The sequence below is a fragment of the Rhodococcus sp. 14-2483-1-2 genome (assembly GCF_002259405.1).
Lineage (GTDB): Bacteria > Actinomycetota > Actinomycetes > Mycobacteriales > Mycobacteriaceae > Rhodococcoides.
In genome coordinates this window covers 270,396-294,790 of the sequence record NZ_NPFW01000014.1, presented here as the reverse complement: position 1 = coordinate 294,790, position 24,395 = coordinate 270,396, and the positions used below count along the sequence as shown (strand labels likewise).

29 protein-coding genes are annotated in these 24,395 nt (G+C 66.8%); 5 read left to right on the top strand and 24 right to left on the bottom strand.

Annotated features, from left to right (window positions below):
- Positions 1–57: 57 nt before the first annotated feature.
- Entirely contained in the window at positions 58–564 is a 507-nt protein-coding gene (locus tag CH295_RS14920; RefSeq protein ID WP_037187003.1) for a pyridoxamine 5'-phosphate oxidase family protein, read from the top strand.
- Here the strand turns inward: CH295_RS14920 and CH295_RS14915 are convergent.
- Genes CH295_RS14915 through CH295_RS14900 form a run of 4 tightly spaced genes read right to left on the bottom strand, consistent with a single transcriptional unit; the run spans position 561 to position 4,267 of the window.
- Positions 561–1,094: a hypothetical protein gene (locus tag CH295_RS14915; RefSeq protein ID WP_094741139.1), complete on the bottom strand. Its 534-nt coding sequence runs from the start codon at positions 1,092–1,094 to the stop codon at positions 561–563. The genes CH295_RS14920 and CH295_RS14915 overlap by 4 nt on opposite strands.
- A gap of 54 nt (positions 1,095–1,148) precedes the next feature.
- Entirely contained in the window at positions 1,149–1,838 is a 690-nt protein-coding gene (bioD, locus tag CH295_RS14910) for a dethiobiotin synthase (RefSeq protein ID WP_094741138.1), read from the bottom strand.
- Positions 1,835–2,968 (bottom strand): 8-amino-7-oxononanoate synthase, encoded by a 1,134-nt coding sequence (locus CH295_RS14905; protein WP_094632710.1) that lies wholly within the window; start codon positions 2,966–2,968, stop codon positions 1,835–1,837. Before CH295_RS14905 ends, bioD begins: the two co-directional genes overlap by 4 nt.
- A gap of 24 nt (positions 2,969–2,992) precedes the next feature.
- The gene (locus CH295_RS14900) at positions 2,993–4,267 is read right to left on the bottom strand and encodes an adenosylmethionine--8-amino-7-oxononanoate transaminase (protein ID WP_502694499.1); all 1,275 of its coding nucleotides are present in this window, start codon (positions 4,265–4,267) and stop codon (positions 2,993–2,995) included.
- An 84-nt stretch (positions 4,268–4,351) separates the two neighbouring features.
- Here CH295_RS14900 and CH295_RS14895 point away from each other — a divergent pair, with 84 nt between their 5' ends.
- Genes CH295_RS14895 through CH295_RS14885 form a run of 3 tightly spaced genes read left to right on the top strand, consistent with a single transcriptional unit; the run spans position 4,352 to position 7,959 of the window.
- Complete coding sequence (locus CH295_RS14895) at positions 4,352–5,695, top strand: serine hydrolase (protein WP_094741137.1); 1,344 nt, start codon at positions 4,352–4,354, stop codon at positions 5,693–5,695.
- Between the two features lie 46 nt (positions 5,696–5,741).
- The gene (locus CH295_RS14890; protein WP_037186995.1) at positions 5,742–5,948 is read left to right on the top strand and encodes a hypothetical protein; all 207 of its coding nucleotides are present in this window, start codon (positions 5,742–5,744) and stop codon (positions 5,946–5,948) included.
- A 43-nt stretch (positions 5,949–5,991) separates the two neighbouring features.
- Complete coding sequence (locus tag CH295_RS14885) at positions 5,992–7,959, top strand: acyl-CoA dehydrogenase family protein (RefSeq protein WP_094741136.1); 1,968 nt, start codon at positions 5,992–5,994, stop codon at positions 7,957–7,959.
- A 13-nt stretch (positions 7,960–7,972) separates the two neighbouring features.
- On the opposite strand, the gene CH295_RS14880 is transcribed toward CH295_RS14885, so the two are convergent.
- The 17 genes from CH295_RS14880 to CH295_RS14805 all read right to left on the bottom strand — a co-directional run bounded on the left by CH295_RS14880 (position 7,973) and on the right by CH295_RS14805 (position 20,521).
- Positions 7,973–8,770: a cyclase family protein gene (locus CH295_RS14880; RefSeq protein ID WP_094741135.1), complete on the bottom strand. Its 798-nt coding sequence runs from the start codon at positions 8,768–8,770 to the stop codon at positions 7,973–7,975.
- Positions 8,770–9,945, bottom strand: a complete 1,176-nt coding sequence (locus CH295_RS14875) for a PQQ-dependent sugar dehydrogenase (RefSeq protein ID WP_094741134.1) — start codon at positions 9,943–9,945, stop codon at positions 8,770–8,772. The genes CH295_RS14880 and CH295_RS14875 overlap by 1 nt, the downstream gene beginning before the upstream one ends.
- 163 nt (positions 9,946–10,108) lie before the next feature.
- The gene (locus tag CH295_RS14870) at positions 10,109–11,326 is read right to left on the bottom strand and encodes a PQQ-dependent sugar dehydrogenase (protein ID WP_252342049.1); all 1,218 of its coding nucleotides are present in this window, start codon (positions 11,324–11,326) and stop codon (positions 10,109–10,111) included.
- Positions 11,327–11,414: 88 nt separating this feature from the next.
- Positions 11,415–11,618, bottom strand: a complete 204-nt coding sequence (locus CH295_RS14865; protein WP_037186980.1) for a heavy-metal-associated domain-containing protein — start codon at positions 11,616–11,618, stop codon at positions 11,415–11,417.
- 20 nt (positions 11,619–11,638) lie between these two features.
- Positions 11,639–11,920, bottom strand: a complete 282-nt coding sequence (locus CH295_RS14860) for a metal-sensitive transcriptional regulator (protein WP_037188667.1) — start codon at positions 11,918–11,920, stop codon at positions 11,639–11,641.
- A 35-nt stretch (positions 11,921–11,955) separates the two neighbouring features.
- On the bottom strand, positions 11,956–12,189 hold the full coding sequence (locus CH295_RS14855; protein ID WP_037186977.1) for a hypothetical protein: 234 nt from the start codon (positions 12,187–12,189) through the stop codon (positions 11,956–11,958).
- Positions 12,186–12,674, bottom strand: coding sequence for a transport-regulating membrane protein Mce1N (mce1N, locus tag CH295_RS14850; RefSeq protein WP_037188665.1), 489 nt, complete (start codon positions 12,672–12,674; stop codon positions 12,186–12,188). The genes CH295_RS14855 and mce1N overlap by 4 nt, the downstream gene beginning before the upstream one ends.
- A gap of 13 nt (positions 12,675–12,687) precedes the next feature.
- Complete coding sequence (locus tag CH295_RS14845; protein WP_082323454.1) at positions 12,688–13,128, bottom strand: hypothetical protein; 441 nt, start codon at positions 13,126–13,128, stop codon at positions 12,688–12,690.
- A 73-nt stretch (positions 13,129–13,201) separates the two neighbouring features.
- Positions 13,202–13,375 (bottom strand): hypothetical protein, encoded by a 174-nt coding sequence (locus tag CH295_RS27810; RefSeq protein ID WP_155292870.1) that lies wholly within the window; start codon positions 13,373–13,375, stop codon positions 13,202–13,204.
- A gap of 80 nt (positions 13,376–13,455) precedes the next feature.
- Positions 13,456–14,082, bottom strand: a complete 627-nt coding sequence (locus tag CH295_RS14835; protein WP_094741133.1) for a hypothetical protein — start codon at positions 14,080–14,082, stop codon at positions 13,456–13,458.
- On the bottom strand, positions 14,079–15,053 hold the full coding sequence (gene hemB / locus CH295_RS14830; protein WP_094741132.1) for a porphobilinogen synthase: 975 nt from the start codon (positions 15,051–15,053) through the stop codon (positions 14,079–14,081). The genes CH295_RS14835 and hemB overlap by 4 nt, the downstream gene beginning before the upstream one ends.
- Before the next feature lie 49 nt (positions 15,054–15,102).
- Positions 15,103–16,665: a bifunctional uroporphyrinogen-III C-methyltransferase/uroporphyrinogen-III synthase gene (locus tag CH295_RS14825; protein WP_037186964.1), complete on the bottom strand. Its 1,563-nt coding sequence runs from the start codon at positions 16,663–16,665 to the stop codon at positions 15,103–15,105.
- Positions 16,662–16,832, bottom strand: coding sequence for a hypothetical protein (locus CH295_RS27805; protein ID WP_155289207.1), 171 nt, complete (start codon positions 16,830–16,832; stop codon positions 16,662–16,664). Before CH295_RS27805 ends, CH295_RS14825 begins: the two co-directional genes overlap by 4 nt.
- A complete protein-coding gene (gene hemC / locus CH295_RS14820) occupies positions 16,825–17,793 on the bottom strand; it encodes a hydroxymethylbilane synthase (RefSeq protein WP_094632778.1) in 969 nt (322 codons plus the stop codon). The genes CH295_RS27805 and hemC overlap by 8 nt, the downstream gene beginning before the upstream one ends.
- Before the next feature lie 5 nt (positions 17,794–17,798).
- On the bottom strand, positions 17,799–19,211 hold the full coding sequence (locus CH295_RS14815) for a glutamyl-tRNA reductase (protein ID WP_094741131.1): 1,413 nt from the start codon (positions 19,209–19,211) through the stop codon (positions 17,799–17,801).
- Positions 19,208–20,083, bottom strand: coding sequence for a redox-sensing transcriptional repressor Rex (locus CH295_RS14810; RefSeq protein ID WP_094741130.1), 876 nt, complete (start codon positions 20,081–20,083; stop codon positions 19,208–19,210). Before CH295_RS14810 ends, CH295_RS14815 begins: the two co-directional genes overlap by 4 nt.
- 156 nt (positions 20,084–20,239) lie before the next feature.
- Positions 20,240–20,521, bottom strand: coding sequence for a glutaredoxin family protein (locus CH295_RS14805; protein WP_037186951.1), 282 nt, complete (start codon positions 20,519–20,521; stop codon positions 20,240–20,242).
- A gap of 193 nt (positions 20,522–20,714) precedes the next feature.
- Here CH295_RS14805 and CH295_RS14800 point away from each other — a divergent pair, with 193 nt between their 5' ends.
- Positions 20,715–21,650 carry an HAD family hydrolase gene (locus tag CH295_RS14800; RefSeq protein WP_252342059.1) on the top strand — a complete coding sequence of 312 codons (936 nt, stop codon included), beginning with the start codon at positions 20,715–20,717 and terminating at the stop codon, positions 21,648–21,650.
- Positions 21,651–21,669: 19 nt separating this feature from the next.
- Here CH295_RS14800 and CH295_RS14795 read toward each other — a convergent pair whose 3' ends face one another.
- From CH295_RS14795 to CH295_RS14785, 3 genes are read right to left on the bottom strand one after another with little or no spacing between them, the layout of a single operon-like run.
- Entirely contained in the window at positions 21,670–22,158 is a 489-nt protein-coding gene (locus tag CH295_RS14795; RefSeq protein WP_037188661.1) for a GNAT family N-acetyltransferase, read from the bottom strand.
- A 22-nt stretch (positions 22,159–22,180) separates the two neighbouring features.
- The gene (locus tag CH295_RS14790; protein ID WP_037186946.1) at positions 22,181–23,230 is read right to left on the bottom strand and encodes a lysophospholipid acyltransferase family protein; all 1,050 of its coding nucleotides are present in this window, start codon (positions 23,228–23,230) and stop codon (positions 22,181–22,183) included.
- Complete coding sequence (locus CH295_RS14785; protein WP_230596131.1) at positions 23,227–24,336, bottom strand: NAD-dependent epimerase/dehydratase family protein; 1,110 nt, start codon at positions 24,334–24,336, stop codon at positions 23,227–23,229. Before CH295_RS14785 ends, CH295_RS14790 begins: the two co-directional genes overlap by 4 nt.
- Positions 24,337–24,395: the final 59 nt, after the last annotated feature.

The following is a 24,395-nucleotide window of genomic DNA, read 5'->3' as shown; positions in this document are numbered from 1 at the left end:
CGGGGAGTGGACCTGGTTTCGGCGATTGAACGCCCCCGCCTCGGGTATTTACTTTCGATGACAAACACCGATGGCGTCACCACAGTCGCCGAACTGATGTCCGAAGCCGGACTCTGCATGTTCACCACCGTCGGCCGAGACGGCCACCTCATCTCTCGTCCGATGGCGCTGCAGGAAGCCGAGTTCGACGGCGACCTCTGGTTCTTCGCCGCACACGACTCCCGCAAGGTGGCCGACATCGCGGCGAATCCGACGGTCAACGTCTCGTTCCAGTCCGGCGAAGGCTGGGTGTCCCTGTCCGGCACCGCGGCTGTCGTCGAGAACCGGACGAAGGCCGAGGAACTGTGGAACACCCGGGCGGCCACGTGGTTCGAGAAGAACCCCGATTCTCGTGAGGTGGCACTGATACACGTGGCTGCCGAAGGTGCGGAGTACTGGTCGACCCCCGGATCGAAGGTCTCCAACCTGATGGCCTACGCCAAGGCCAAGATCACCAACGAGCGGCCGAATATCGGCGAACACGCGGTCGTCGAGCTCGAGCTACCGCACAATTCGACCGACTAGTTCCGCTCGTGCCGGGGTGCTGTCGGGGGCACGTCCGGATCGCCCACGACGTTCCGGTGGCCTGTGACGTGGCGGTCGTCCGTCACGTTCCGATCGCCCGTCACATTGCGGTCGCCGGCGATGTCCCGGTCATCTGCGACGTTCCGGTCATCTCGCACGTTGCGGTCGTTTGTCATGTTCCGGCCGTTCTTGACGTCCGGGTCGATCCGATTCGCGCGCTCGAACTGCGAATCGACCTCGTCGCGGGACGACGCGGCGACACCCTGATGAGACTGCGCCTGCTGCGCAAGTTTCTCCGCCTCGGCGGCTTTGACGTCGGCCTCGGCCTGCGCCCGACGCGCCTTGGCCTCACTTTCGCGAGCCAGCAGCTCACGCTCCTCTACGATGGCCGCTTGATCGGCCGCCTTCTCGCGAATGTCGTTCGCTTCCAGCCTCTTTCGTTCCTTCCCTTTGCGCGCCACGATCAAGGCGACGGCAACAATCAACACTACGACGATTACTGCAACGATGATCCACACTGCGGTACTCATAATTGGAACTCCCGATCTGTTTCGAATGCCGAAGCGGCAGACGTTCCTCGTCGGTTACCCGAGTAACGAATCAGTAAACTCGCCGAAGATCGTGCGGGCGAGCGCACCGAATTCCTTCTCGTCCAACGCACCTGCACCGCCGGGCACCGATGCGATCAACTCGACGCCCGTCACGAGAGGCAACTCCTCCAGGTTGACCCGCGCCGCCAATCTCGGTTCGGTCGGCCACGACCCGATGACCAGGCCGGCACACGTCACGCCCGCTGCACGCACAGCTGCGACGGTCAGCGCGCTGTGATTGAGCGTTCCCAGCTCCGCCCCTGCCACGACCAGCATCGATGCGCCGACGGCACCGGCGATGTCGAGCAGGGTGAACCCTTCGGCCCCCAGGCGCACCGCCACTCCGCCCGCGCCTTCGACCAGCACGAGGTCGTGGGCCGCGTCGAGCGCGCGCACAGTGTCGACCACAGCGTCGAGTTCGAGCATCGGCCGACCCGATCGGCGGGCAGCGACATCCGGAGCCAGCGGCTCGGGGTACCGCGCCAGCTCCACTCCTCGAACGCCCGAAAGGCGTTGCACCACATCCATATCGGCCTCATCGGAGTAGTCACCTCCGACGCCGGTCTGCGCCGGCTTGCACACCGCGACGGTCCGTCCGCCTGCCCTTGCTGCCGCCGCGAGTGCTGCGGTGATCACGGTCTTGCCGACGCCGGTCGACGTTCCGGTCACGAGCAGAACCGTCACCGCAGAACCGCCGCATTCAACACCGCCGCGAGGACCGACGCGGCACGGTCGACATCGGAGTCGGTGAGATCGGCGCGCGCTGTCAATCGCAGCCGAGATGCGTTCGGGGGAACCGACGGTGGCCGGAAGCATCCGACGCGGACGCCGAGCTCGAGGCAGTCCCCCGCCGCGCGCACCGCACGCTGCGCGTCGCCCAGGACCACCGGAACGACTGCCGATGCGGTCGGTTCCACTCCTGCTGCAGTGGCCAGTTGTGTTGCCCGAGCACCGATTGCAGCCACGCGATCGGGTTCGCCTCGCAGCACTGTCAGCGCGGCCGATGCCGCGCCGACGGATGCAGGGGCGAGACCGGTGTCGAACACGAACGTGCGCGCACCGTGCAGCACCTGAGTGCGAACCGCGGCCGGCCCGAGAACCACTCCACCCTGCGACCCGAGGGCCTTGGACAACGTTGCGGTGATCACCAGGTCGGGTGCCCCGGCGAGGCCTGCTTCGTGGACGGCTCCCCGTCCACCGTCCCCGCGTACGCCCAATCCGTGTGCCTCGTCGACGACGAGCACCGCGTTCCGTCTCCGACACACCGCGTACAGCTCGGCCAGTGGCGCGAGATCGCCGTCGGCGCTGAAGACCGAGTCGGTCACCACGAGGGCCCGCTGTTCGGGACGCTCGCGCAACAGCTCGTCCACATGGTCGGTGTCGCAGTGCCGAGCGACGGCCACTCGCGCCCGAGACAGGCGACAAGCATCGATGAGCGAGGCGTGCGACGCAGCGTCGGAGATCACCAGCGCGTCTCGGCCCGCCAGTGCCGTCACGATCCCGAGGTTGGCGGTGTAGCCGGAGGAGAACACCAGTCCGGCCTCGGCTCCGACGAACTCGGCAAGATCGTCCTCGAGGCGCTCGTGTGCCGTCGTGGTACCGGTGACCAGCCGCGATCCGGTGGATCCGGCACCCCATCGGCGCGCAGCAGCGCAGGCTCCGTCGATGACGGCCGGGTGCCTGGACAGGCCGAGGTAATCGTTCGACGCCAGATCGAGGATCGTGTCCTCGGCCGTGCGGGGGATCACGATGCGCTCGAGGCCGGCTTCGCGTCGGGCGTGCGCGGTGGCGTCGAGCCAATCCAGAGCGGTCATGGCAGCACCATACTTGAACGCTGTTCAAGTACCGTCGCGCGCCACCGCCACCAGTGCATCGGCGATGGCAGAGACCTCCGCGCCGGTGCAGATGAACGGCGGCATCGCGTACACCAGACGGCCGAACGGCCGCAGCCACACCCCTGCGTCGACGGCGGCTGCCGTGGCCCGTGCCATGTCCACCGGGCTGCGCATCTCGACCACGCCGATGCCGCCGAGAACGCGAACGTCGGCAACTCCCGGCAGAGACCGGGCCGGTGCGAGGCCGTCGGCCAGCCCCGATGCCAGAGATGCGACCTCGGCGCGCCAGTCGCGCGCGAGCAGCAATTCCACCGACGCCACCGCGATCGCGCACGCCAGTGGATTACCCATGAACGTCGGCCCGTGCATCAGGCCCCCGGCCTCACCGCCCGAGACCGTCTCGGCCACCTCGGTGGTGCACAGCGTCGCCGCCAAGGTCAGATATCCGCCGGTCAACGCCTTGCCTACGCACATGATGTCGGGCGCGACTCCGGCGTGGTCGGCGGCGAACAACTCTCCGGTCCGACCGAACCCGGTTGCGATCTCGTCGAAGATCAGCAGCACGCCGTACTCGTCGGCCAGGCGGCGCAGTTCCGCGAGATAGCGCGCGTCGTGGAACCGCATCCCGCCCGCCCCCTGGACGATCGGCTCGACGATGATCGCCGCCAGTTCGCTCGCGTGCTCGCGGAGTACCCGCTCGAATTCGGCGACGTAGCCGGCGTCGAACTCCGTGGGCGGAGCCGGAGCGAACACCTGCTTCGCGAGCACATCGGTCCACAGCGTGTGCATCCCGCCGTCCGGATCGCACACGCTCATCGGAGCGAACGTGTCTCCGTGGTACCCGCCGCGCCAGGTCAACAGACGAGTGCGACCGCTCTCACCGCGTCCGCGCCAGTACTGCAACGCCATCTTCACCGCGACCTCCACCGAGACCGATCCGGAATCGGCGAGAAACACCTTGTCGAGCCCCGCGGGGGTGATGTCGACCAGCAACTCGGCCAACCGGGCCGCCGGAGCGTGTGTCAGTCCGCCGAACATGACGTGGCTCATCCGGCCCAGCTGATCGTGGGCGGCGGCGTCGAGCACCGGATGCCGGTAGCCGTGCACCGCCGCCCACCACGAGCTCATCCCGTCGATGAGTTGCCTGCCGTCGGCCAGCGTCAGCCGCACTCCCGACGCACTGTCGACCACCAGCGGCGTCGCACCAGCCGGAAACCGACTGTAGGGGTGCCAGAGATGATCGGAGTCGATTCGACGGACGTCTTCGGAAGTCAGCACGCCAGAGCACACTGCCACAGCACCCGACCGGCCGTACCGAGACTGGACGGGTGGCGAAATGTCCGAATCCACTAGCATCGCAGCATGACGACGCGCACCGTGACGAGACTCGTAGGGGTGGTCGTGGCCGCAACTCTGACGCTGACCGCCTGCGGGGGCACGTCCGCAGCGCCCGTACCCACCACGACCGCTCCGGACTTCGCCGTCGACACCTCCACTCCCGTGGGCGCACTCAACGAACGCATCCTGCGGTGGATCAACGCCGAGAACGCACCCGACCCCGCCGAGGTCGAGGCAGTCACCGGCCCCGAGCTTGCCGAGGCCGTCGCACCGCTGGGCGGGCTCGCCACCCCACTCGAACAGTTGCGCGGCGGCGCGCCGAACGTGGCCACGAGCTTCGAGGCCGGTCCGAACTCCGGCATTCTGCACTTCACCACCGCGGGCATCCCGGCCACGATCACGACGTCGATCGATGCCGACGGCAAGCTCGACGGCTTCCTGGCCCGGCCGGACACTCCCACGGTCTCGTCGTTCGACGATCTGGACGCGGCACTGTCGAAGGTGGCTCCGAACTACTCCTACAGCGCGTCACGGCTCAACGGCGGTGACTGCGAGTCGATCTACTCCACCAACGCGGACTCGGTGCTTCCACTCGGGTCGGTGTTCAAGCTGTACGTCCTCGGCGCACTCACCGACGAGATCGAGGCAGGCACCGTCCGGTGGGACGAACAGCTCACCATTCGTGACGAGACCAAGAGCGCGCCGTCCGGCGAACTGCAGAATTTGCCCGACGGCACGAAGGTGTCGGTCCGCGACGCGGCCGAGAAGATGATCTCGTTGTCCGACAACACCGCGACGGATCTGCTGATGGATCGCCTCGGCCGCGAGCGGGTCGAACGCCAGCTCGGGGTCATGGGGCATCACGATCCGTCGGTGATGACGCCGATGATGGACACTCGGCAGTTCTTCGTCATCGGATTCGGCGATCCGAACATGCGAGCCGAGTGGTCGGGCGCAGACCCCGACTCCCGGGCCGAACTGCTCGAGCAGGCGGACGCGAGGCCGCTCGAGATCGACTTCGAGAACTTCCTCGACAACCCGGCGTCGGCCGACGGGGTCGAGTGGTTCGCCAACGCGCAGGACGTCTGTGCCGCGATGGGTTACCTGGCGACGAGTGATGCGGCCGAGGAGAACCGTCGCATCCTGGCGATCACCCCGGGCATCCAGCTCGACGCGGCGCTGTGGCCGTATTCGGGGTTCAAGGGTGGCAGCTCGCCAGGAGATCTGGCGGGCGCGTTCCTGGCCACCGATGCGTCCGGTCAGGACTGGATCGTCACCGAACAATTCCAGGCCGATGGAGCGATCGATCTGATCCCGTCCAGCTACGCGTTCCTCGTTGCTCAGGAGGCGTTCGCGCTCCTGAAGTAGGTGTGATTTGTAACATCGATGTTACTGCTGCATTACACTCGCGGTCGTGGAGGCACAACACGAACCAGCCCAGCACGCCTGGCCGTCGGGCTTCAAGGAGTTCCTGGTCAGCGAATTCACCGACTTCAGCCCCCTGGTGAACAGGGCTCTGGAGGACAACTGTGCGTCGCTGTTCCACGACGGCCCGTACGCGAAAACGGGCTTCTGGCGCAACTGCAGAGCGGTGTTCAGAGAATTCGTCTGGCCGGTCTGACTTTCCGGCCCTCACGCGCGGCGGCAAAAGGTTACCGTCGAGTATGGCAACCACAACGGATCACCTTCGGAACACTCTGGACGGCCGCTGGCGAGATGTGAAGAACCAGGCGCGTCAGCAACTTGCACGCGACGAGTTCCGTCCGCACTACACGCCGAACACCGTCATCGCCCGCACGAAGGCAATGGAGCAGCTCAAGTTGCTCGCCGCTGCCGGTGCAGCCGACAACGGCTTCAAGAAGGAACATGGCGGTACCGGCGACGTCGGCGCAGCGGTGACGATGATCGAGATGCTCGCGATGAGCGACCTGTCGCTGATGGTCAAGGCCGGCGTCCAGTGGGGACTGTTCGGCGGTGCCATCGAGAACCTCGGCACCGAACGCCATCACGAGGCATACGTCCCCAGGATCATCAGCCTCGATCTGCTCGGTTGTTTCGCCATGACCGAGACCGGACACGGCAGCGATGTGCAGTCGCTCGAGACCACGGCCACGTACGACCCGAAGACGGACGAGTTCGTCATCAATTCTCCGACGCCGTCCTCGCGCAAGGACTACATCGGCGGTGCCGCCGAAACCGCGACCGTCGCCGCCGTGTTCGCACAGCTGATCACCGCAGGCCCGGGCGAGGAGCCCGAGGGTCACGGCGTTCACTGCTTCTTCGTTCCGCTCCGCGACGAGAACGGTGACGATCTGCCCGGTGTCACCACCTCGGACTGCCAGTACAAGGGTGGTCTACCCGGCGTCGACAACGGCCGCCTCATGTTCGATCACGTCCGCATCCCGCGCGACAACCTGCTCAACAAGTACGCCGACGTGTCCGCCGACGGTACGTACTCCTCTCCCATCGAGAACAAGTCTCGACGGTTCTTCACGATGCTCGGCACGTTGATCCGCGGCCGCGTCACGGTCGGCGGCAGTGCCGCCGCAGCCGCCCGCGTCGCCCTCGACATCGCGACGCGATATGCGTTGCAGCGCAGGCAGTTCGCCGCACCCGATTCCGATCAGGAGGTCCTGATCATGGACTACCTGGTGCATCAGCGTCGACTGTTCCCGCTCATCGCCAAGTCCTACGCCCTGCAGTTCGCACAGAACGAGCTCGTGTCGAAGATGCACGAGCTGCAGACCGCGGACAACCCCGACGCCGAGGAGCAGCGCGAGCTCGAGTCCAGGGCGGCAGGCCTCAAGGCCGCGAACACCTGGCATGCGACCGCCGCGATCCAGGAAGCCCGCGAAGCATGCGGCGGCGCAGGCTATCTCGCCGAGAACCGATTGATCTCCCTCAAGGCCGACACCGATGTGTTCACCACGTTCGAGGGCGACAATCACGTGCTCACGCAGCTGGTCGCCAAGGAGCTGCTCACCGCGTACGCGGACGACGTCAAGTCCATGAGCCCGGTCGAATGGGTCAAGTTCGCCGCCGACATGGTGGGCGACCGCGTCGTCAAACGCACTGCGGCCCAAGCGATCATGCAGACCATCCTCGATCGACGTCAGGACAACGAGGAGGAGGGGTCGCTGTTCAACCGCGGCACCCAGGTCAAGATGTTCGAGGATCGCGAGGAGTACCTGCTCTCCACCGTCGCACGCCGGCTGCAGTCCAAGTCCAAGGAGACCAGCCCGTTCGAGGCGTTCAACGCGGTGCAGGATCACGTGCTCCATGCCGCGAGCGCGCATATCGACCGCATCATCTTCGAGGCGTTCATCGCCGGTATCGAATCGTGTGAGGATCCCGCCACCAAGGATCTGCTCGACGAGGTCTGCGACCTGTACGCGCTGTCGGTGATCGAGGCGGACAAGGCCTGGTTCATCGAGCACCGCTACCTGTCCACCGAGCGATCCAAGGCCGTCACGCGCGCCATCAACGAACGGTGCCGCACCCTGCGTCCGCACGCCGAACTGCTCGTCGACGGCTTCGGAATTCCCGACGCTTTGGTCGGTGCCGCGATGCTCGGCGAGCCCGGTGCGGGTAGCGAGGAAGAGCCGGCCTCGAACCCCAGCCACGCGCACTGATGCGTAGCTGGGTTCAGCCGGGAACTACCGCGAAAACCCGGCAGGGACCGCCGGTCGCGCCCGCGTGCTTCGGTGCGCCGACGACGACCGTCGCCCCTGCCGGGGGCACCGCCTCCAGATTCGCGAGCGCTTCGACTCCGTAGCGGCCTGCCCCGAGAACCGCTGTGTGAGCGGGGTATTCGCGGTCGTTCATCCGGTCGAGGCTGAGCGTGTCGACCCCGATTCCGACGATGTTGCGCTCCTGCACCAACATCTGCGCCGCCTCGCCGCCGAAGCCTGGAGCAGCAGGCTCGGCGAGCCTGTTCTGCCAGCGACTGTGCATCACCACCAACGCGCGGTCCGGAATCCGGCCGTGCTCACGCTCCCACTGCGCGATGTCCTCGATCGTCACCGCGGCGTCCGGATCCGACGCGGTCCTGGCCGAGATGTCCACCACGACCAGCGGGGCAATCAGATCCTCCAGCGGCAGGACATCGGCCGTCGCGCCGCCACGGACACGGTGCGCCGGGGCATCGATGTGCGTGCCCGTGTGCTCCCAGTACGAGAGCTTGTTCACCAGGAAGCCGCCCAACTCGTAGGCGGCAACCGGCCGCATCGAGAACGGTTCGCTGCCCGGCCACACCGGAAACGTCGGGCTCAGGGTGTGTGTCAGGTCGATCAGTCGGCCCGCCGGAATGGCCGACGCGACAACCGGTTCGGCGCGCACGGCACCGGCCGTCGCAACGGTCAACGCGGCGGCCCCCAACGACCCGAACAGTGCCCTACGTCCGATTCTGCGGTGAACGGTCTCGACGACCTCGGGGCCGCACATCAGTCGGCAGCGGGGGTGACGAGCAGAACCTTGTCGTTCGATCCGTTGTCGGTGGTCAGCAGGAAAGCCCCGTCGTCGCCGAAGCTGGTGAGCGAGCGCAGTCGACCGTAGGAACCCACCAGGGCGTCGGCCTCGTCGACGTACTCCGTCCCGTCCTCGGAGAGCTTGAGAAACACGAGCTTCTCGTCCTGCTGACTCGATATCACCGCGGCTCCGTTCCAGGAGCCCCATCCCGCGCCGTTCGCGAAGGTCAGACCGGGCGTGGCGATGGCGGGACTGCCCGAGCTCCATACTGCTGCGAGCGCACCGGGCACACGAGTGGGATCGGTCATCGGCACCGACTCGTCGTAGATCACCGGGAGTCGATCGGGGCGGTAACCGTAGTTGCCGCCGGGCACCAGCAGGTTCAGCTCGTCGTCTCGGCTCGTCCCCTGCTCCACCTCGTAGATCTGATCGGTGCCGGGACGAATCGCCAAGCCCTGCACGTTTCGATGTCCCAGAGTGAAGATGCGATCCGGTGATCCCGCGGCCGCCGAACCGTCGGCATCGATGTGCAGAACCTTGCCGCCCAACGAGTTCCGATCCTGCGGAACCGTCGGCGACGCCGTGTCTCCGGTCCCGACGTACAGGGTGCCGTCGGGATGAGCGAGAATTCGGCAGCCACCGTGACGCCCGCCGTCGGCGACAGGAATGTCGTCGACGAGGGTGCCGGTGCGCGTGAGAGCGGTCCACTCCGGGTCGACGGTCCACGACAGGACGGCGATGTAGTTGTCGCTGCCACCGCCGGCACTGCCGGTTCCCGCGCTACCGGTGCCGCCTCCGGAGCCCTGCACGCCCTGGCATGTGTAGATGGTTCTGGATGCGGCGAAATCCGTCGCGAGTGCGATGCCCATGAGGCCCGTTTCACCGGACGCGTAGAGGTCATCGAGGTCGGCGGCGAGCTCGCGGGTGGCACCGTCGACGTCGCGGATCACGAACCGCCCGGAACGCTCGCCCGTCAGCACCGTTCCGTCGGGCGCGACCACCGCATCCCACGGCTTCGCGAGTCCGTCGAGCACTGTGGTGACCGTCAGATCGGGGAGAGGATCGGCCTGCGCCGTCGCGGTAGTGGTACCGGCGAGCGTCAGGAAGACGCTGGCGGCGATTACTCCGGAACTGGACACCAGCTTGTTCATCCACACTCCTGACGACGATCGACGACCGGGCCGATATGACCGATATCACATGATCTTAAACACACTCGAGAGGATGCTTGCCGACTCACGACGCAATTCGGTGCCGGGCAGCAGAACGAGTCCACCGTGATCCCAGCTCACCCACAGTGACGGCAACCTCGGGTCAGCCGACCTCGGGCGTGACGAGCAATACCTGATCGTCGGATCCGTTGTCGGTGGTGAGCAGGAAGCCGCCGTCGCTTCCGAAGGGGGTCAGCGAGCGCAGCCTGCCGTAGGTGCCGTCCAGTGCCTCCGCCTCGGCGACGTACTCGGTTCCGTCCTCCGACAATGCCAGGAAGACGAGCTTCTCTCCCTGCTGGCTCGAGATCACCGCGGCACCGTTCCAGGAGCCCCACTGCTCACCGTCGGTGAACGTGACGTCGGGGGTGGCGATGGTCGGATCACCCGAACTCCACACTGCAGGCAGAGCACCGGGAACCCGATCGGGGTCGGTCATGGGGACCGATTCGTCGTAGACCGACGGGCGTCGATCGGGGCGATAACCGTAGTTGCCGCCCGGCACCAGCAGGTTCAGCTCGTCGTCTCGGCTCGTCCCCTGCTCGACCTCGAAGATCTGATCGGTTCCGGGACGGATCGCCAGTCCCTGCACATTGCGATGACCGAGAGTGAAGATGCGGTCCGGCGCGTCGGCTGCGGCGGTGCCGTCGGCGTTGACGTGCAACACCTTGCCGCCCAGTGAGTTTCGGTCCTGAGGAACACCGGGGCTCGCAGTGTCCCCGGTGCCGATGTACAGCGTGCCGTCGGGATGAGCCAGGATGCGGCAGCCACCGTGACGCCCGCCGTCGGCGACGGGAATGTCGTCGACGAGAGTGCCGGTTCTCGTCAGGGCCGTCCACCCCGGATCGACGGTCCACGACACGACGGCAATGCTGTTCTCGCCGCTGCCTTGGCGCCCCTGGCACGTGAACACGGTTCGAGAGGACTCGAAATCGGTAGCCAGTGCGATACCCATGAGCCCGGTCTCACCGGCGGCGTAGAGATCGCCGAGGTCCGCGCTCAGTTCACGCTGGACTCCTGCGGAGTCGCGGATGACGAACCGGCCGGAGCGCTCTCCGGTCAGCACCGTGCCATCGGGAGCAACCACCACGTCCCAGGGTTTGTCGAGGCCATCGAGCACGGTGGTGACCGACAGGTTCGGCAGCGGCCCGGCAGGCGCGCCCGGGGAGGGAGCAGCTTCGGAAAAAGAGCCCGGCGACGACGAGGTCGCGGGCGACTCGGTCGACTCTGCACTACCTCCCTGTCCGGTGGTGTCCGTCGAACAGGCCGCTACCAGGGCGACGCTGATGGCGATGACCGCTGCGCCGGTGACCGGTTTCTTCACGAGCGCTCCTGACGATGTTCGGTAAGTCCCATTCTTCCGGTATCACCGTTTTCGCGACTTCCGAACCACCGACGGAGCGCAGTCGTGCTCAGGACACCAGTCGATACCCGGCTTCGACGACCGCAGCGTCCACCGTCGCGGTATCGAGCTTCGAATCGCTGCTCACCACGACCGCACCGGAGTCCACATCGACGTCGACGCCGGTGACTCCCGAGATCTCCGATACTTCTTCTTTCACCGACGCCGCGCAATGCCCGCACGTCATGCCCTCGACCGAATATGTCGTCTGCATCCGAAATCTTCCCCTCTTAGTCAGGAACGAACCAGGCGCGCGATGGCCTCGGACGCCTCTTTCACTTTCGCGTCCGCCTCGGGTCCGCCCTGCCTCGCGGCCTCGACGACGCATCCGGCGAGGTGGGCGTCGAGGAGCTTCAACGAGACCGATTGCAGAGCCTTGGTCGCCGCGGACACCTGGGTCAGGACGTCGATGCAATAGCGGTCGTCTGCGACCATTCTCGAAATCCCGGCCACTTGGCCCTCGATACGACGCAATCGCTTCAGCAGGTCGTCCTGCTCGGCGCTGTAGCTGCTCATAACGCCCAGCATACCCCTACCCGGTAGGGGGTGCGCTACTTCGACGCGACTCGACGAACGCCGTCGACCATCAGCAGTCCGGCCACGATGACGGCCAGCGCGGCCAGCGCGATCCAGGAGCCCGAGTAGAACGTCCCCGAATACGCCGGGGACACATCGGGAACCGCGGGAAACTCGGTGGTGCGCACGCCCGCGTTCCAGCACGCCACAGCTCCGATCACCGCGAGCAGAGCACATACCAGCTCCGCCCACCCGAGGGACTTCCTCACAGGTACTCCCGCTTCGCCGTTTCGAGGGCCGCACGCAACCCGTCGTCGTCCTTCGCCCACGCCTGCACCAGTCCGCCGCCCACCAGACGCAGCCCGATGCCGTGACGCTTGCGCGGTACACCCGACAGCTCCCCGAGTACCCGCGCGGTCTCCCACTTCTTCGGCTCGTAGTCACCGTCGGCGTACTCCGCTGGCGGCAGGATGTCGTCTATCTCGTCCAGATCGACGGTCTCGGTTCCCTGCCTGAGCCGACGCGTGGTGAGTTCGACGCTCACGTGCATCCGCGCGGCACGCAGCTGGACGTATGTGAGACCGACGAGGATCAGCGAGAACAGTGCGAGGGCGAACCAGTGGATCACCGGGCCGGATGCGAGTTCGACCGCAAGGACCACGAGGCAGAACACCGGCCCCCACGCCAACATGCGCCACCGACCACCGGGCTCGTGGAAGAGCACGGGATCGTCGATGGGAGTCTCGCTGTTCATGTCACTGTTCATCTCACTGCTCACGGACGAACCACTCCCGCGCCGACGGCCGATAGACGAGAACGGCTGCGACGACCAGCGCGACGGTGATCACCAGCAGCACGAACGGAAACACCAACGCGGCGAACGTCAGCAGCAGCGCGACGGCTCCGGACAGGGCCACGAGGGCGCGTCGGAACCTGCGATCTCCACCGCGAACCGGGCCCGACATCAAACCGACGGCCAGGCCGACCACTCCGAAGATCACGCCGAGTCCACGAAACACCGTCAGGAAGGAATCGATCTGTTCGTCCGTCGCACCGCCGGTGGTGAACGACGCGCGGATCTGGTCGGCGGGGAGCGTCAGGGCGATCATGCACACGACGATCAGCAGCACCGCCGAGGCCAACCACAGCCAGTAGGCGGCGGAAACCACTCGGGGACGGGCGATCGGTGCGTCGGTGTCTGCGCTCACGCCAGACATCCTGCCACCGTGGGCGAGAGGTGCGTTCGGCCGGCAGAGATTCTTTCCCGCCGACGCGACGCGCTCAGCCTGCAGAGATTCCCAGAGCCATGATCGCGATGGCGGCCGATACGGCGAGCAACAGTCCGAGCAGTGCCCAGCCGGGGCGACCGCTCTCGGCGGGACAGGGCTCGCGATCGACGGCCGGTGCTGCGGTCGGCTGCGTGATGCTCGCTGCTGCAGGGGTGTTCTCTGCCATGTCGGGTCCGATCACTCGAGAAGATATCGACAGTGATGCTAGTCACACAGTCGGTACCGACACCGAGAACACGCCCGAAACTATCGTTTTCCCGAAGCGGCGACGAAGTATTCGTTGGATTCCCGACGATGCATCAGGTAGATCGCCCCGGCTGCCAGCACACCCTGGCCGATGCCGAGCACACTCATCACGACGTTCATCGCACCCGAGCTCGACGCAATGGAGAACAGCTCGAGGATCGTGGTGAACACGGTGAACGATCCGATGATGGTGAGCACCATGCGCGCCCACATCTTGCCCGCACGCATTCGCTTGACCCAGAACAGGAACAACGCCCCGAAACCGAGCACGACGAACACCGTGACGACGAGCATCACCGTCACCATCGACTGCGTGGACTCCACCGTCATGTCGGCGGCCGCGTCCTGCGCTGCGAGATCGTCGAGCAGCGACTGTGCGAATTCCTCGCGCGCCCCGAACAGCGTCCACACCGAGAACAGCGCCGAGATCGCGCCGATCAGCGCCACTCCCCACCACAGGTGGCGTGCGGTCTCGACGTCGACGGGGGCCGGACGCGGGGTCGGCTCGAGCTCCGGTCCGGTCTGCGGAAACCCGTGTTCCATTTCCCAGCGCTGCCAATCCGGCTGCGGCGGCGGGTTGCCCGGTGTGTTGCTGTCGGGGTTGTTGTTCGGAGGATATTCGTTCACAACCAGCCCGCCACTTCGGTAGCCCAATAGGTCAGTACGACGTCGGCACCGGCGCGCCGAATGCCGACGAGCGATTCCAGTACCGCTGCGTCGCGGTCGATCCACCCGTTCTGCGCGGCGGCGGTGATCATGGCATATTCCCCGGAGATCTGGTACGCCGCAACCGGAACCGGTGACATCTCGGCGACGTCGCGAAGAATATCGAGATACGACATCGCCGGCTTGACCATCACCATGTCGGCGCCCTCGGCGAGATCGAGCTCCACCTCGTGGGTGGCCTCGCGGCGGTTGGCCGCATCCTGCTGGTACGTCCGGCGATCGCCCTGCAACGAGGACCCCACTGCTTCGCGGAACGGTCCGTAGAACGCCGAGGCGTACTTCGCCGAGTACGCCAGCTGACCGACCTCGACGTGGCCGGCAGCGTCGAGTCCGGCGCGGATGGCACCGACCTGCCCGTCCATCATTCCGCTGGGTCCGAGCAGGTGCGCACCGGACTCCGCCTGCGCGACGGCCATGTCGACGTAGCGCAGCAGGGTGGCGTCGTTGTCGATGGAACCGTTCTCCCCCAGGACTCCGCAGTGCCCGTGGGAGGTGAACTCGTCCAAGCAGGTGTCGGCCATGATGACGGTCGAATCCCCGAGGTCGGCCTTCAGCCGCGCCAGACCCCGATTGAGAATTCCGTCCGGGTCGGTTGCGCCCGAGCCGGTCTCGTCCTTGTCCTCGGTCCTCGGTACTCCGAACAGCATCACGCCGCCGACGCCGGCCGCGACGGCCTCCTCGGCCGCAGCGCTCAGCGAATCCAGCGTGTGCTGGTACACCCCGGGCATCGAGCTGATCGCCCGAGGCTCGGTGATGCCGTCGGCCACGAACATCGGCAGCACCAGATGCCGTGCCTCGAGCGAGGTCTCGGCCACGAGTCGACGCAGTGCCGGGGTGCGGCGCAGGCGTCGGGGACGGTCGGTGGGGAACAAGCGAACTCCTTACGGACCGGGTGTGCCGATCGTCAGATCCGCGGCCGAGTTACCGGCGGCGCGACTTCTTTCGCGGCGGGGGCAGTGCACCCTCGGCCCGCAGGCGAGCCGCGTGCTCGGCGAGAGCCTCGACCAGCGGTCCGACCTGTGCCGACTCGGGCTGCACGTCCACGCGCAGACCGAATTCGACAGCCGTCTCGGCGGTCTTGGGGCCGATGCACGCCACCAGTGTGCGAGCGTGCGGCTTTCCGGCGATGCCGACCAGGTTCCGGACGGTGGAGCTCGACGTGAAGCACACTGCGTCGAAGCCGCCGGTCTTGATCATCTCGCGGGTCTCGGCGGGGGGCGGTGCCGCCCGGACGGTGCGGTAGGCGGTGACGTCGTCGATCTCCCAGCCCCGCTCACGCAGGCCCTCGGCGAGAGTTTCGGTGGCGATGTCTGCACGGGGCAGCAGCACTCGGTTGACCGGGTCGAAGACCTCGTCGTACGGCGGGAAGTCCTCGAGCAGTCCGAGCGAGCTCTGCTCACCCGAGGGCACCAGTTCGGGGTTGATGCCGAACGAGCGCACCTTCGCCGCGGTCGCTTCGCCGACACAGGCGATCTTGACGCCCGAGAACGCGCGAGCGTCCAGGCCGAACTCCTCGAACTTCTCCCACACGGCGCGCACGGCGTTGGTGGAGGTGAAGACGACCCACTGGTAGCGGCCGTCGACCAGGCCCTTGACGGAGCGTTCCATCTGGGCCGGACTACGCGGAGGCTCGACGGCGATGGTCGGGACCTCGATGGGGATCGCTCCGTGGGTGACGAGGCGATCGCTCATCTCCCCGGCCTGATCCTTGGTGCGGGGCACCAGCACGGTCCAGCCGTACAGTGCGCGAGATTCCCACCAGGACATCTTGTTTCGGCCCGAGACGACCTTGCCCACGGTGACGACGAGCGATCCGACGAGCTCGGATCCGGCGTCGTTGAGGGTGGCGAGGGTGGCCTCGACGGTGCGCTGCTGGCGGGTGGTGCCGCGGACGGTGATGGCCGCGGGCGTCTGCGGTGCCAGGCCGTGTTCGACGAGGGCACTGGCGGTTTCGGCCAGGTGACCCGATGTCGCGTGCAGCACCAGCGGGCCCGGAGCAGCAGCGAGCGCTGCCCAGTCGACCTCGCCGCGGACGTCGGCCTCGGTGTGACCCGAGCCGAGTGCCATTCCGGCGTAGCTGGGGACGGCCGATCCTGCGGGCAGACCGGGGAGCACCTCGAACGGCACGTGCGTGCGAGCGACGGCGCTGACCTCGGCGATCACCGAGTCGGTCGTGAGCGGATCACCGGAGACCAGGCGAACCACGTCGTGGCCGTTCTTGGCTTCGGCCAGAAGAGTTTTGGCGACCTCGGCCGGTTCGCCGAGTGCCGGACGAACCTCGACACCGTTCTCGCCCGTCTCCGGGTCACGCGGAACGTCGGCACCGACCAGGGCGGTGACACCCTTGTCGACGTCGGGATCGGTGAATGCGAGCTCGGCCGCTCCGAGCACTTCCCGTGCCCGGACCGTGAGCAGAGCCGGGTCACCCGGCCCGGATCCCACGAACAGGATCCGTCCGTTGGTGTTCTTGCGGACTGGGCTCATCGGTTGTTCTCCAGTGCTGTCTTGTGTGGGTACTGCAGTTCTATCGGGGTTGCGGTGCCCCGTTTCGGAATCAGTCGAGCGGTGGCGATCGACTCACGTCGTACGACGGGACGGGTCGCCGTGCGTTTGGCGCGTCCGCGGACGGGTGCCGTTATGGCCCTAGACATGAGATCCACCCTGCACCCGAGAACCGGCCTGCGCTGGTTCGGTGACCGAAACGAGTTCGCGCGCACCGAGATCGAGCAGTTCGCGGGCCAATTCTCGGCCCAGCTCCTCGGCTCGGTCGGGTGACCCGACGATCGATGCGCGGATGGTGTCGCTGCCGTCGATGGCGGCGACGCAGCCCCTCAGGGACAGTTCGTCGAAGATGCGGCCGTCCTCGTCGATGGATTCGACGACCTCTGCGATCGCGCCGACCGGTGCGGTGCAGCCGGCTTCGAGTTCGGCGAGCAGTCCGCGTTCGGCTGCCACCGCGGCGCGTGAGTGTGCGTCGTCGAGGGTGGCGATCGCGGTCACGAGATCGGTGTCCTCGACGCGACATTCGACTGCCAGCGCTCCCTGGGCGGGTGCCGGGAGCAACTGAACCGGGTCGAGTGCTTCGGTGACGACGTCGAGTCGGCCGATGCGGGACAGTCCGGCGCGGGCGACGATGACGGCGTCGAGTTCACCCGACGCCACCTTTCCGATCCGCGTGTCGAGGTTGCCGCGCAACGGCCGAACGTCCAATCCCTGTCCGAGAGCGCGCAATTGAGCGATACGGCGCGGAGCGGACGTGCCGACCTTCGCGTCGGCGGGCAACTCACCGAGTACCAGACCGTCACGGGCGACCAGGGCATCACGAGGATCCTCGCGAGCCGGAATGGCGGCGATGACGAACCGGTCGTCGGCCGCAGTCGGCAGATCCTTGTACGAGTGCACGGCGATGTCGACGGTGCCGTCGGCCAGGGCCTCACGCAGCGCCGCGGTGAAGACACCGACGCCGATCGTCTGCACGGGAGCAGCAGACAGGTCGCCCGCAGTCTTGACGATCACCAGTTCCGCTTCGACTCCGGCTGCCGCGAGGGCCACTCGAACGGTGTCGGCCTGGGTGGTCGCGAGAAGGCTTCCGCGAGTACCGATCTTGACGATGCCGGTCATTCGGCACGCTCCTGACCGGTGGTGCCGCCGGGGTAGGAGTCCGAGCGTAGGTCGGTGCGGCTGGCGGTGAAATCGTCCACCAGTTCCAGCGAGCCGATCTCCATCGGCGTGGCAACGGCGTCGACCGAGCCGGGGCTCAGCTCGAACAACTCGCGCAGCGCAGCGGCGTAGGAATCCCCGCCCGGCGTGCTGGCGAGCTGCTTGACCCGCACGGTGGGCGAATGCAGCAGCTTGTCCACGACGCGGCGCACGGTGCGCGCCACCTCGTCGCGCTGCGGCGAGTCGAGACCGGGCAGCCGCGATTCGAGCCGCAGCAGCTCACCCTCGACCACCTCGGCAGCGCGCTGGCGCAATGCCGTGACGGTGGGGGTGACCTCGGCAAGCCGTTGTCCGGCAAGGTAACCCGAGAGTTCACTGGAGACGATCTCGCGGGCGGCCGACGCGTCGTTCGCCGCGGCACCGGCAGCGGGATCGCGCTGCAGGGACTCCATGTCGAAGACGGTGATGCCCGGCAGACCCGACACCGCGGCGTCGACGTCGCGCGGCAGACCGAGGTCGCAGATGACCAACGGTCGATCCGAGCCGCGGCGGGCGAGCGCGAGGTGAGCGTCGGCGATGGAGACCACGGCCCCCACCGCTCCGGTACAGGTGACGAGGACGTCGGCCTCGGCGACTGCGTCGGCCAGGCACTCGAGGGCGACCGAGGTTGCCGCGATGCCGTTGGAGACGGCGTTCTCGGCCAGGTGGTCGGCACGCTCGCGAGTGCGGTTGACGACGGTCAGCTCGCCGATGCCTGCGCGACCGAGGTGGGCGACGGCGAGGCCGCCCATCGCTCCGGCTCCGAGGACGACGGCCTTGCGGCCGGCGAGGGAACCGTCGAACAGATCGGCGGCGCGGTCGAGGGCGACCGAGACCACCGAGGCTCCGGCGGCGTCGATTCCGGTTTCGCTGTGCACCCGCTTGCCCACGCGCAGGGCCTGCTGAGCCAGTTCGTGCATCACTCGACCCGATGCCTGCTGCCCGTCGGAGGCGGCGTAGGCCGATCGGATCTGGCCGAGGATCTGCTGCTCGCCGATGACCATCGAGTCGAGGCCACTGGCCACGGCGAAGAGATGCTCGACGGCAGCCTCGCTGTAGCGGACGTAGGCGTGCTTGGTCAGGTCCGCGATCTCGAGCCCGGAGTGCTCACCGAGAACTTCGCCGACGGCGGTCAGCGCGCCGTGGAAGGCGTCGACGACGGCGTAGATCTCCACGCGGTTGCAGGTGGACACCACCATGACCTCGGAAATGCTTCCGCTGGCCATCAGCTTGTCGGTCAGTTTCGGGCGGTCGGTGTCCGTGATGGCGACACGCTCGAGGACTGCGACGGGAGCGCTACGGTGCGAAATCCCGACGAGAAGGACACTCACGGTGCAATCACCGATCCGTTTCTTGTCGAACTGTTGACTGGGCTTGGATTGCCGGCGATACGCGGGCCGTGACTGCGGCCGAGGCGTGCCGTGGACGTGAGCGGTGACGATGCGAGCGGTGACGATGCGAGCGGTGACGACGTGAGAGGCGGCGGCGAGACCGGCTGCGGTCGGGGCGCGGTGACGATGGCCGGAGCGGCGATATCGGCAGGCACGGAGACGTTGCGAGAGCTGTTGAAGGAGAGCACCTGCATCTCCACCGCCAGGTCCACGCGGCGCACCTCGACGTGTTCGGGGACGTCGAGAACCATCGGCGAGAAGCTCAGAATGCATTCGACGCCGCCCGAGACGAGCTTCTCGGCGACGCTGTGCACGGCCTCGTCGGGGGTGGCGATGACGCCGATGGTGGCTTCGAGTTCGCGGCAGGCGACCGCGAGTTCGTCGACGTGCCGGACGGTGAGGCCGTCGATGTCGGTGCCCACCCGCGCGGAGTCGCTGTCGAAGAGCCCGACCATCGTGAAGCCGCGTCGAGCGAATCCGCCGTAGCCGGCCAGCGCCTGCCCGAGGTTGCCGACTCCGGCCAGCACGACGCGGTGGCCGCGATCGAGTCCGAGTGCGCTGTCGATCTTGGCGCGCAGGCGGGCCACGTCGTAGCCGACTCCGCGAACGCCGTTGGGGCCGAGAAAAGAAAGATCCTTGCGCAGTTTCGCCGATCCGACGCCTGCCGCGGTGGCCAGTTCTTCACTGGAGACGATGAGAACGCCCTCGTCTGCGAGGATCGAGAGGACCCGCAGGTACGTCGCCAGACGGGTGACCGTAGCCTGAGGAATGACCCGCTCTACGCCGCTGGGCGACGGGCGCTCTTCGGTCACGTCTGGGGCTCCTCGTCCGAACGGCGTCGATGCCGGTCTTCACGCTGATCCTGCGTTCGTGTCTATTTCACGGACGCTGTTCACACCACGGTAACTGCTTGTGAACGAATGAACAAAGTTGCGCACACCGGCCCTCACCTGCACACGCGAGAGCAATCACACGTTCTTAGGGTGCCCTGCACGGGCGAGATCGGCCCGCAACCGCGGCACGTCTACCTCCCAGTAACTGTGTTCGATGCCGTCGAGCAGCACCACGGGCACTCGATCCCCGTACTCCGCACGCAGGTCAGGCGATTCCGCTGCCGCCTCGTCGACGTCGACGACGGTGACTGCCACGTCGAATTCACGGCACACCTCGCTCAACACCTCGAACGCGTGAGTGCAGGAATGGCAGCCTGCGCGGGTGAGAAGAGCCACGCCGGTGGGTGTCGTCTGCATCCGTCCACTGTGACACGACAGCAACGGAGACGAAGGTCACAGTCCCGGGTCCGGACGAGGGCGTCGAGTGCTGCCCTTCGCCTGCGTCCGGGCGACCCCGACTAGGCTTGCGGCGAGCGACTCGACTGGGAGGAGGACGGAAGTGAGCGACGGGGGACCAGACCTGCCGATCGAGGACACGCCCGATATCGACATGGTCGATTCGAACGATCCGAGCCAGGACAAGCAGTTCAAGCGCCGCATCCGCAGAATCCGCAATCCGTTCGGTCCGACCGACGCCGAGGTTCGCGCCAACGTTGCAGGCCAGGCCAGTGCCGATGCCGCCCTGGCGTTGCAGATCGAGTCCGAGGGTGCCGTTCCGCGGGATCTGACTGCTGCGGCATTCTTCGACGTGGACAACACGATGGTGCAGGGCGCGTCGATCATCCACTTCGCTCGCGGGTTGGCCGCACGCAAATACTTCACCAGCGGTGATCTGGCCCAATTCGCTTGGCAGCAGGTCAAATTCAGGGTCAGTGGGAAAGAGAACAGCGAGGACGTGGCCAGCGGACGGGAGAAAGCGCTCTCGTTCATCACCGGACGTCCCACCTCGGAGCTGACCAGGCTCGGCGAAGAGATCTACGACGAGATGATCGCCGACAAGATCTGGGCCGGTACCCGGGCTCTCGCCCAGATGCACCTCGACGCCGGCCAGCAGGTCTGGTTGGTGACGGCCACTCCCCTCGAACTCGCCCAGATCATCGCCAAGCGCCTGGGCCTGACCGGGGCCCTCGGAACGGTCGCCGAGAGCAAGGACGGGGTGTTCACCGGCCGCCTCGTCGGCGACATCCTGCACGGCATCGGCAAGGCGCACGCGGTGCGCTCGCTCGCGGTGCGTGAAGGTCTCAATCTCAAGCGCTGCACCGCATATTCGGACAGCCACAACGACGTGCCGATGCTCTCGCTGGTCGGTACCGCCGTGGCCATCAACCCCGACACCGATCTGCGTGAGCTGGCCAAGAACCGGGGCTGGGAGATCCGCGACTACCGCACCGGACGCAAGGCCGCCAAGATAGGCGTGCCCACGGCGTTGGCCCTGGGCGCGGTGGGCGGCGGGCTGGCTGCGGTGATCGGCCGTCGCAAGGCCTGATCCGTCCGGGTGACGGCGATCAGAGCGTGAGCTGCATCAGCGTCAGGTCGAGCCACCGACCGAACTTGACGCCCACCTGCGGCATCTGTCCGACGGTGACGAATCCGAACTTCTCGTGCAGAGCGATCGACGTGGTGTTCTCGGACTCGATGAACCCCACCAACACGTGTATGTCGTGTGCTTTCGCTCGCTCGATCAGCTCGCTCAGGAGCGCACTGGCCAGCCCGCGACGGTAGAAATCTCGGTGGATGTACACCGAGTGTTCCACCGAGTGCCGGTAGCCGCTCTTGACCCGCCACTGCCCGTACGACGCGTATCCGGCCACCCGTCCGTCGACCTCGGCCGTCAGGACGGGGTACCCGGCGGCGATCCGTCCTTCGAACCAGGCCGTGCGGTCGGCGAGATCGACCTGTTCTTCGTCCCAGATGGCGGTGGTGTTGGCGACCGCATCGTTGTGGATGTCGAGAATCTCGGGTAGATCGGCAGCGGAAGTGTCGCGAATATGCACTGCCACACGATAACCCGAGCGTCTAACCCAAGAAGACGTTGCGCCTCTTGGCCAGCAGTCGATACAACGTGTGCTGAATGGTTTCGCGTACATGGTCGGTCAACTCGAACAGCACCATCGGATCCTCGAAGGCGGTGGAGTCGTATCCATCGGTGGGGATCGGCTTGCCGAACTCGATGTACCACTTGGACGGCATCGGGATCAGACCCAGCGGGCCCAGGTGCGGGAAGAACGGCGTGACCGGAAAGTAGGGCATGCCCATCAACCGAGCCAGTGGTGCGATGTCGCCGATCTTGGGGTAGATCTCTTCCGAGCCGACGATCGAGCACGGAATGATCGGCACACCCGTCCGCAGAGCGGCCGAGACGAATCCGCCGCGACCGAATCGCTGCAACTTGTAGCGCTCGCTGAACGGTTTGCCGATGCCCTTGAACCCCTCGGGGAACACGGCGGCGACCTCGCCGGTACGCAGCAGGCGCTCGGCGTCGGGGTTGCATGCGAGCGTGTGCCCGGCCTTGCGCGCGATCGTACCGACGCCGGGCATCTCGAATGCCATGTCGGCGGCCAACATTCGCAGAGGCCGGTGCGCCGGGTGGTGATCGCGCACGGCGACCGACGCCATCAGCGCATCGACGGGGATGACACCAGCATGGTTGGCGACGACGAGCGCACCGCCGTCGGACGGGATGTTCTCGATGCCCTTGACCTCGACGCGGAACCACTTGTCGAACAGCGGCCGCAGCAACGGGAGCCAGACCGCGTCGGCGAAGTGCGGGTCGTAGCCGAACTCGTCGACGCTGTAGTCACCGGCCAGACGCCTGCGTACGAACTCGGCGACCGAGGAGATCTGGTCGACGATCGTGGACTTGGTGTCGTCGATCATCGACAGCAACGGAGTCGGGATCGACGGCGTCACAGCCGACGCGTCGGCGGGAGCCGGGTCGAGCAACGGCGTCGGCTCTCGAGGATCGGCGTAGGCGGAGGGGTGCCGTTCACGCGAGCCCGCAGCCGCGCGGGCCGAGCGGCCGGACGTGCCGCCGTGCAATGGAATCACTTTGGCCACGTCGCTCACCTGTCCCCTCCCGAACTGCGCAGCGCTGCCAGGGCACGCGCCGTGGACGCGCCCGTTTCGACGGCCGAGACCAGTCGATCTTCGACGCTGTCCACCCATTCGGTTCTGATGACCGGCCGCAGCGCTGCGCCTCGGACGAAGTCGTCGAACGCCTGAACCGTGGTCCACCGCGGCTCGAAGCCGAGGACGGACCGCATGCGGGTGGTGTCGAGTCCACAGCCGAAATGGAAGTAGTCGAGCTGCTCGGTGGTGAACTCGCGCATCATGCCGCCCATCAGGGCGCGGCCGACGCTCTTGAACAGCGGAAACGGTACCGGCACCTGAACGCGGCCTGCTCGGCGAATCGCCTGGGAGAGCATGATCGTGCCGTCGGCTCCGATGTTGAACGTGCCGGCCGACCCGCCGAGGGTCGCGCGCTCGAGCGCAGCCAGGGCGTCTTCCTCGTGCAGCAACTGCATGCGTGCGTCGCGACCGACGATGCTGGGGATGAGCGGCGAGGTCATGTAGCGCGAGATGGTGCCGTTCAGTCGTGGACCGATCAGCGGTGCCATGCGCAGGATCGACACCGCGATGTCCGGTCGTCGACGCCCGAGACCGCGCACGTATCCCTCGATGTCGATCGAGTCCCGCGCGTACCCACCGCTCGGGGGGCGTCGGGCGCTCATCTCCTCGGTGAATTTCACCGGGTCCTTCGCGCTGCAGCCGTACACCGAGGACGACGAACGCAGTACGACCCGCTCGACGGTCGGTGACTTCTGACAGACCGCGAGCAGCTGCATCGCGCCGATGACGTTGAGGTCCTTCATCGTCGCGCGTCCACCGGATTTCGGGGGCTTGGCGACGGTGGCTGCGTGCACGACGGTGTCGACGCCGGCATTGCGAATCACTTTGCCGATCAGCGGATTACGGATGTCGGCGCGGACGAATTCTGCGCGCCCCATGCGGCGCAGCAGATCCTTGCTCGGAGAGACCGCATCGACGGCGATGACACGCTCGATGTTCGGATTCTGGGCCAGCCTGGTGACGAGGTAGCCGCCGAGGAACCGGCTCGCTCCGGTCACGAGGACCACTCGGGGCGCAGCCGATCCACGATCGCTCGGACTCACTGCGCACCCCCAACGTCGGTTCCGCTGCAAAGCCTACTGGATCATCAGGGGTCGGCGTG

What these genes read in the sequence shown, in the direction of transcription:
- CH295_RS14825 (WP_037186964.1), bottom strand. Translation starts at nt 16,665, where the DNA reads ATGAGCCCAGTCCGCAAGAACACCAACGGACGGATCCTGTTCGTGGGA.
- CH295_RS14880 (WP_094741135.1), bottom strand. Translation starts at nt 8,770, where the DNA reads ATGTGCGGCCCCGAGGTCGTCGAGACCGTTCACCGCAGAATCGGACGT.
- CH295_RS14915 (WP_094741139.1), bottom strand. Translation starts at nt 1,094, where the DNA reads ATGAGTACCGCAGTGTGGATCATCGTTGCAGTAATCGTCGTAGTGTTG.
- CH295_RS14805 (WP_037186951.1), bottom strand. Translation starts at nt 20,521, where the DNA reads ATGCAGACGACACCCACCGGCGTGGCTCTTCTCACCCGCGCAGGCTGC.
- CH295_RS27810 (WP_155292870.1), bottom strand. Translation starts at nt 13,375, where the DNA reads ATGGCAGAGAACACCCCTGCAGCAGCGAGCATCACGCAGCCGACCGCA.
- CH295_RS14800 (WP_252342059.1), top strand. Translation starts at nt 20,715, where the DNA reads ATGGTCGATTCGAACGATCCGAGCCAGGACAAGCAGTTCAAGCGCCGC.
- CH295_RS14860 (WP_037188667.1), bottom strand. Translation starts at nt 11,920, where the DNA reads ATGAGCAGCTACAGCGCCGAGCAGGACGACCTGCTGAAGCGATTGCGT.
- CH295_RS27805 (WP_155289207.1), bottom strand. Translation starts at nt 16,832, where the DNA reads ATGTCTAGGGCCATAACGGCACCCGTCCGCGGACGCGCCAAACGCACG.
- mce1N (WP_037188665.1), bottom strand. Translation starts at nt 12,674, where the DNA reads ATGAACAGCGAGACTCCCATCGACGATCCCGTGCTCTTCCACGAGCCC.
- CH295_RS14865 (WP_037186980.1), bottom strand. Translation starts at nt 11,618, where the DNA reads ATGCAGACGACATATTCGGTCGAGGGCATGACGTGCGGGCATTGCGCG.
- CH295_RS14920 (WP_037187003.1), top strand. Translation starts at nt 58, where the DNA reads ATGACAAACACCGATGGCGTCACCACAGTCGCCGAACTGATGTCCGAA.
- CH295_RS14895 (WP_094741137.1), top strand. Translation starts at nt 4,352, where the DNA reads ATGACGACGCGCACCGTGACGAGACTCGTAGGGGTGGTCGTGGCCGCA.
- CH295_RS14885 (WP_094741136.1), top strand. Translation starts at nt 5,992, where the DNA reads ATGGCAACCACAACGGATCACCTTCGGAACACTCTGGACGGCCGCTGG.
- CH295_RS14905 (WP_094632710.1), bottom strand. Translation starts at nt 2,968, where the DNA reads ATGACCGCTCTGGATTGGCTCGACGCCACCGCGCACGCCCGACGCGAA.
- CH295_RS14875 (WP_094741134.1), bottom strand. Translation starts at nt 9,945, where the DNA reads ATGAACAAGCTGGTGTCCAGTTCCGGAGTAATCGCCGCCAGCGTCTTC.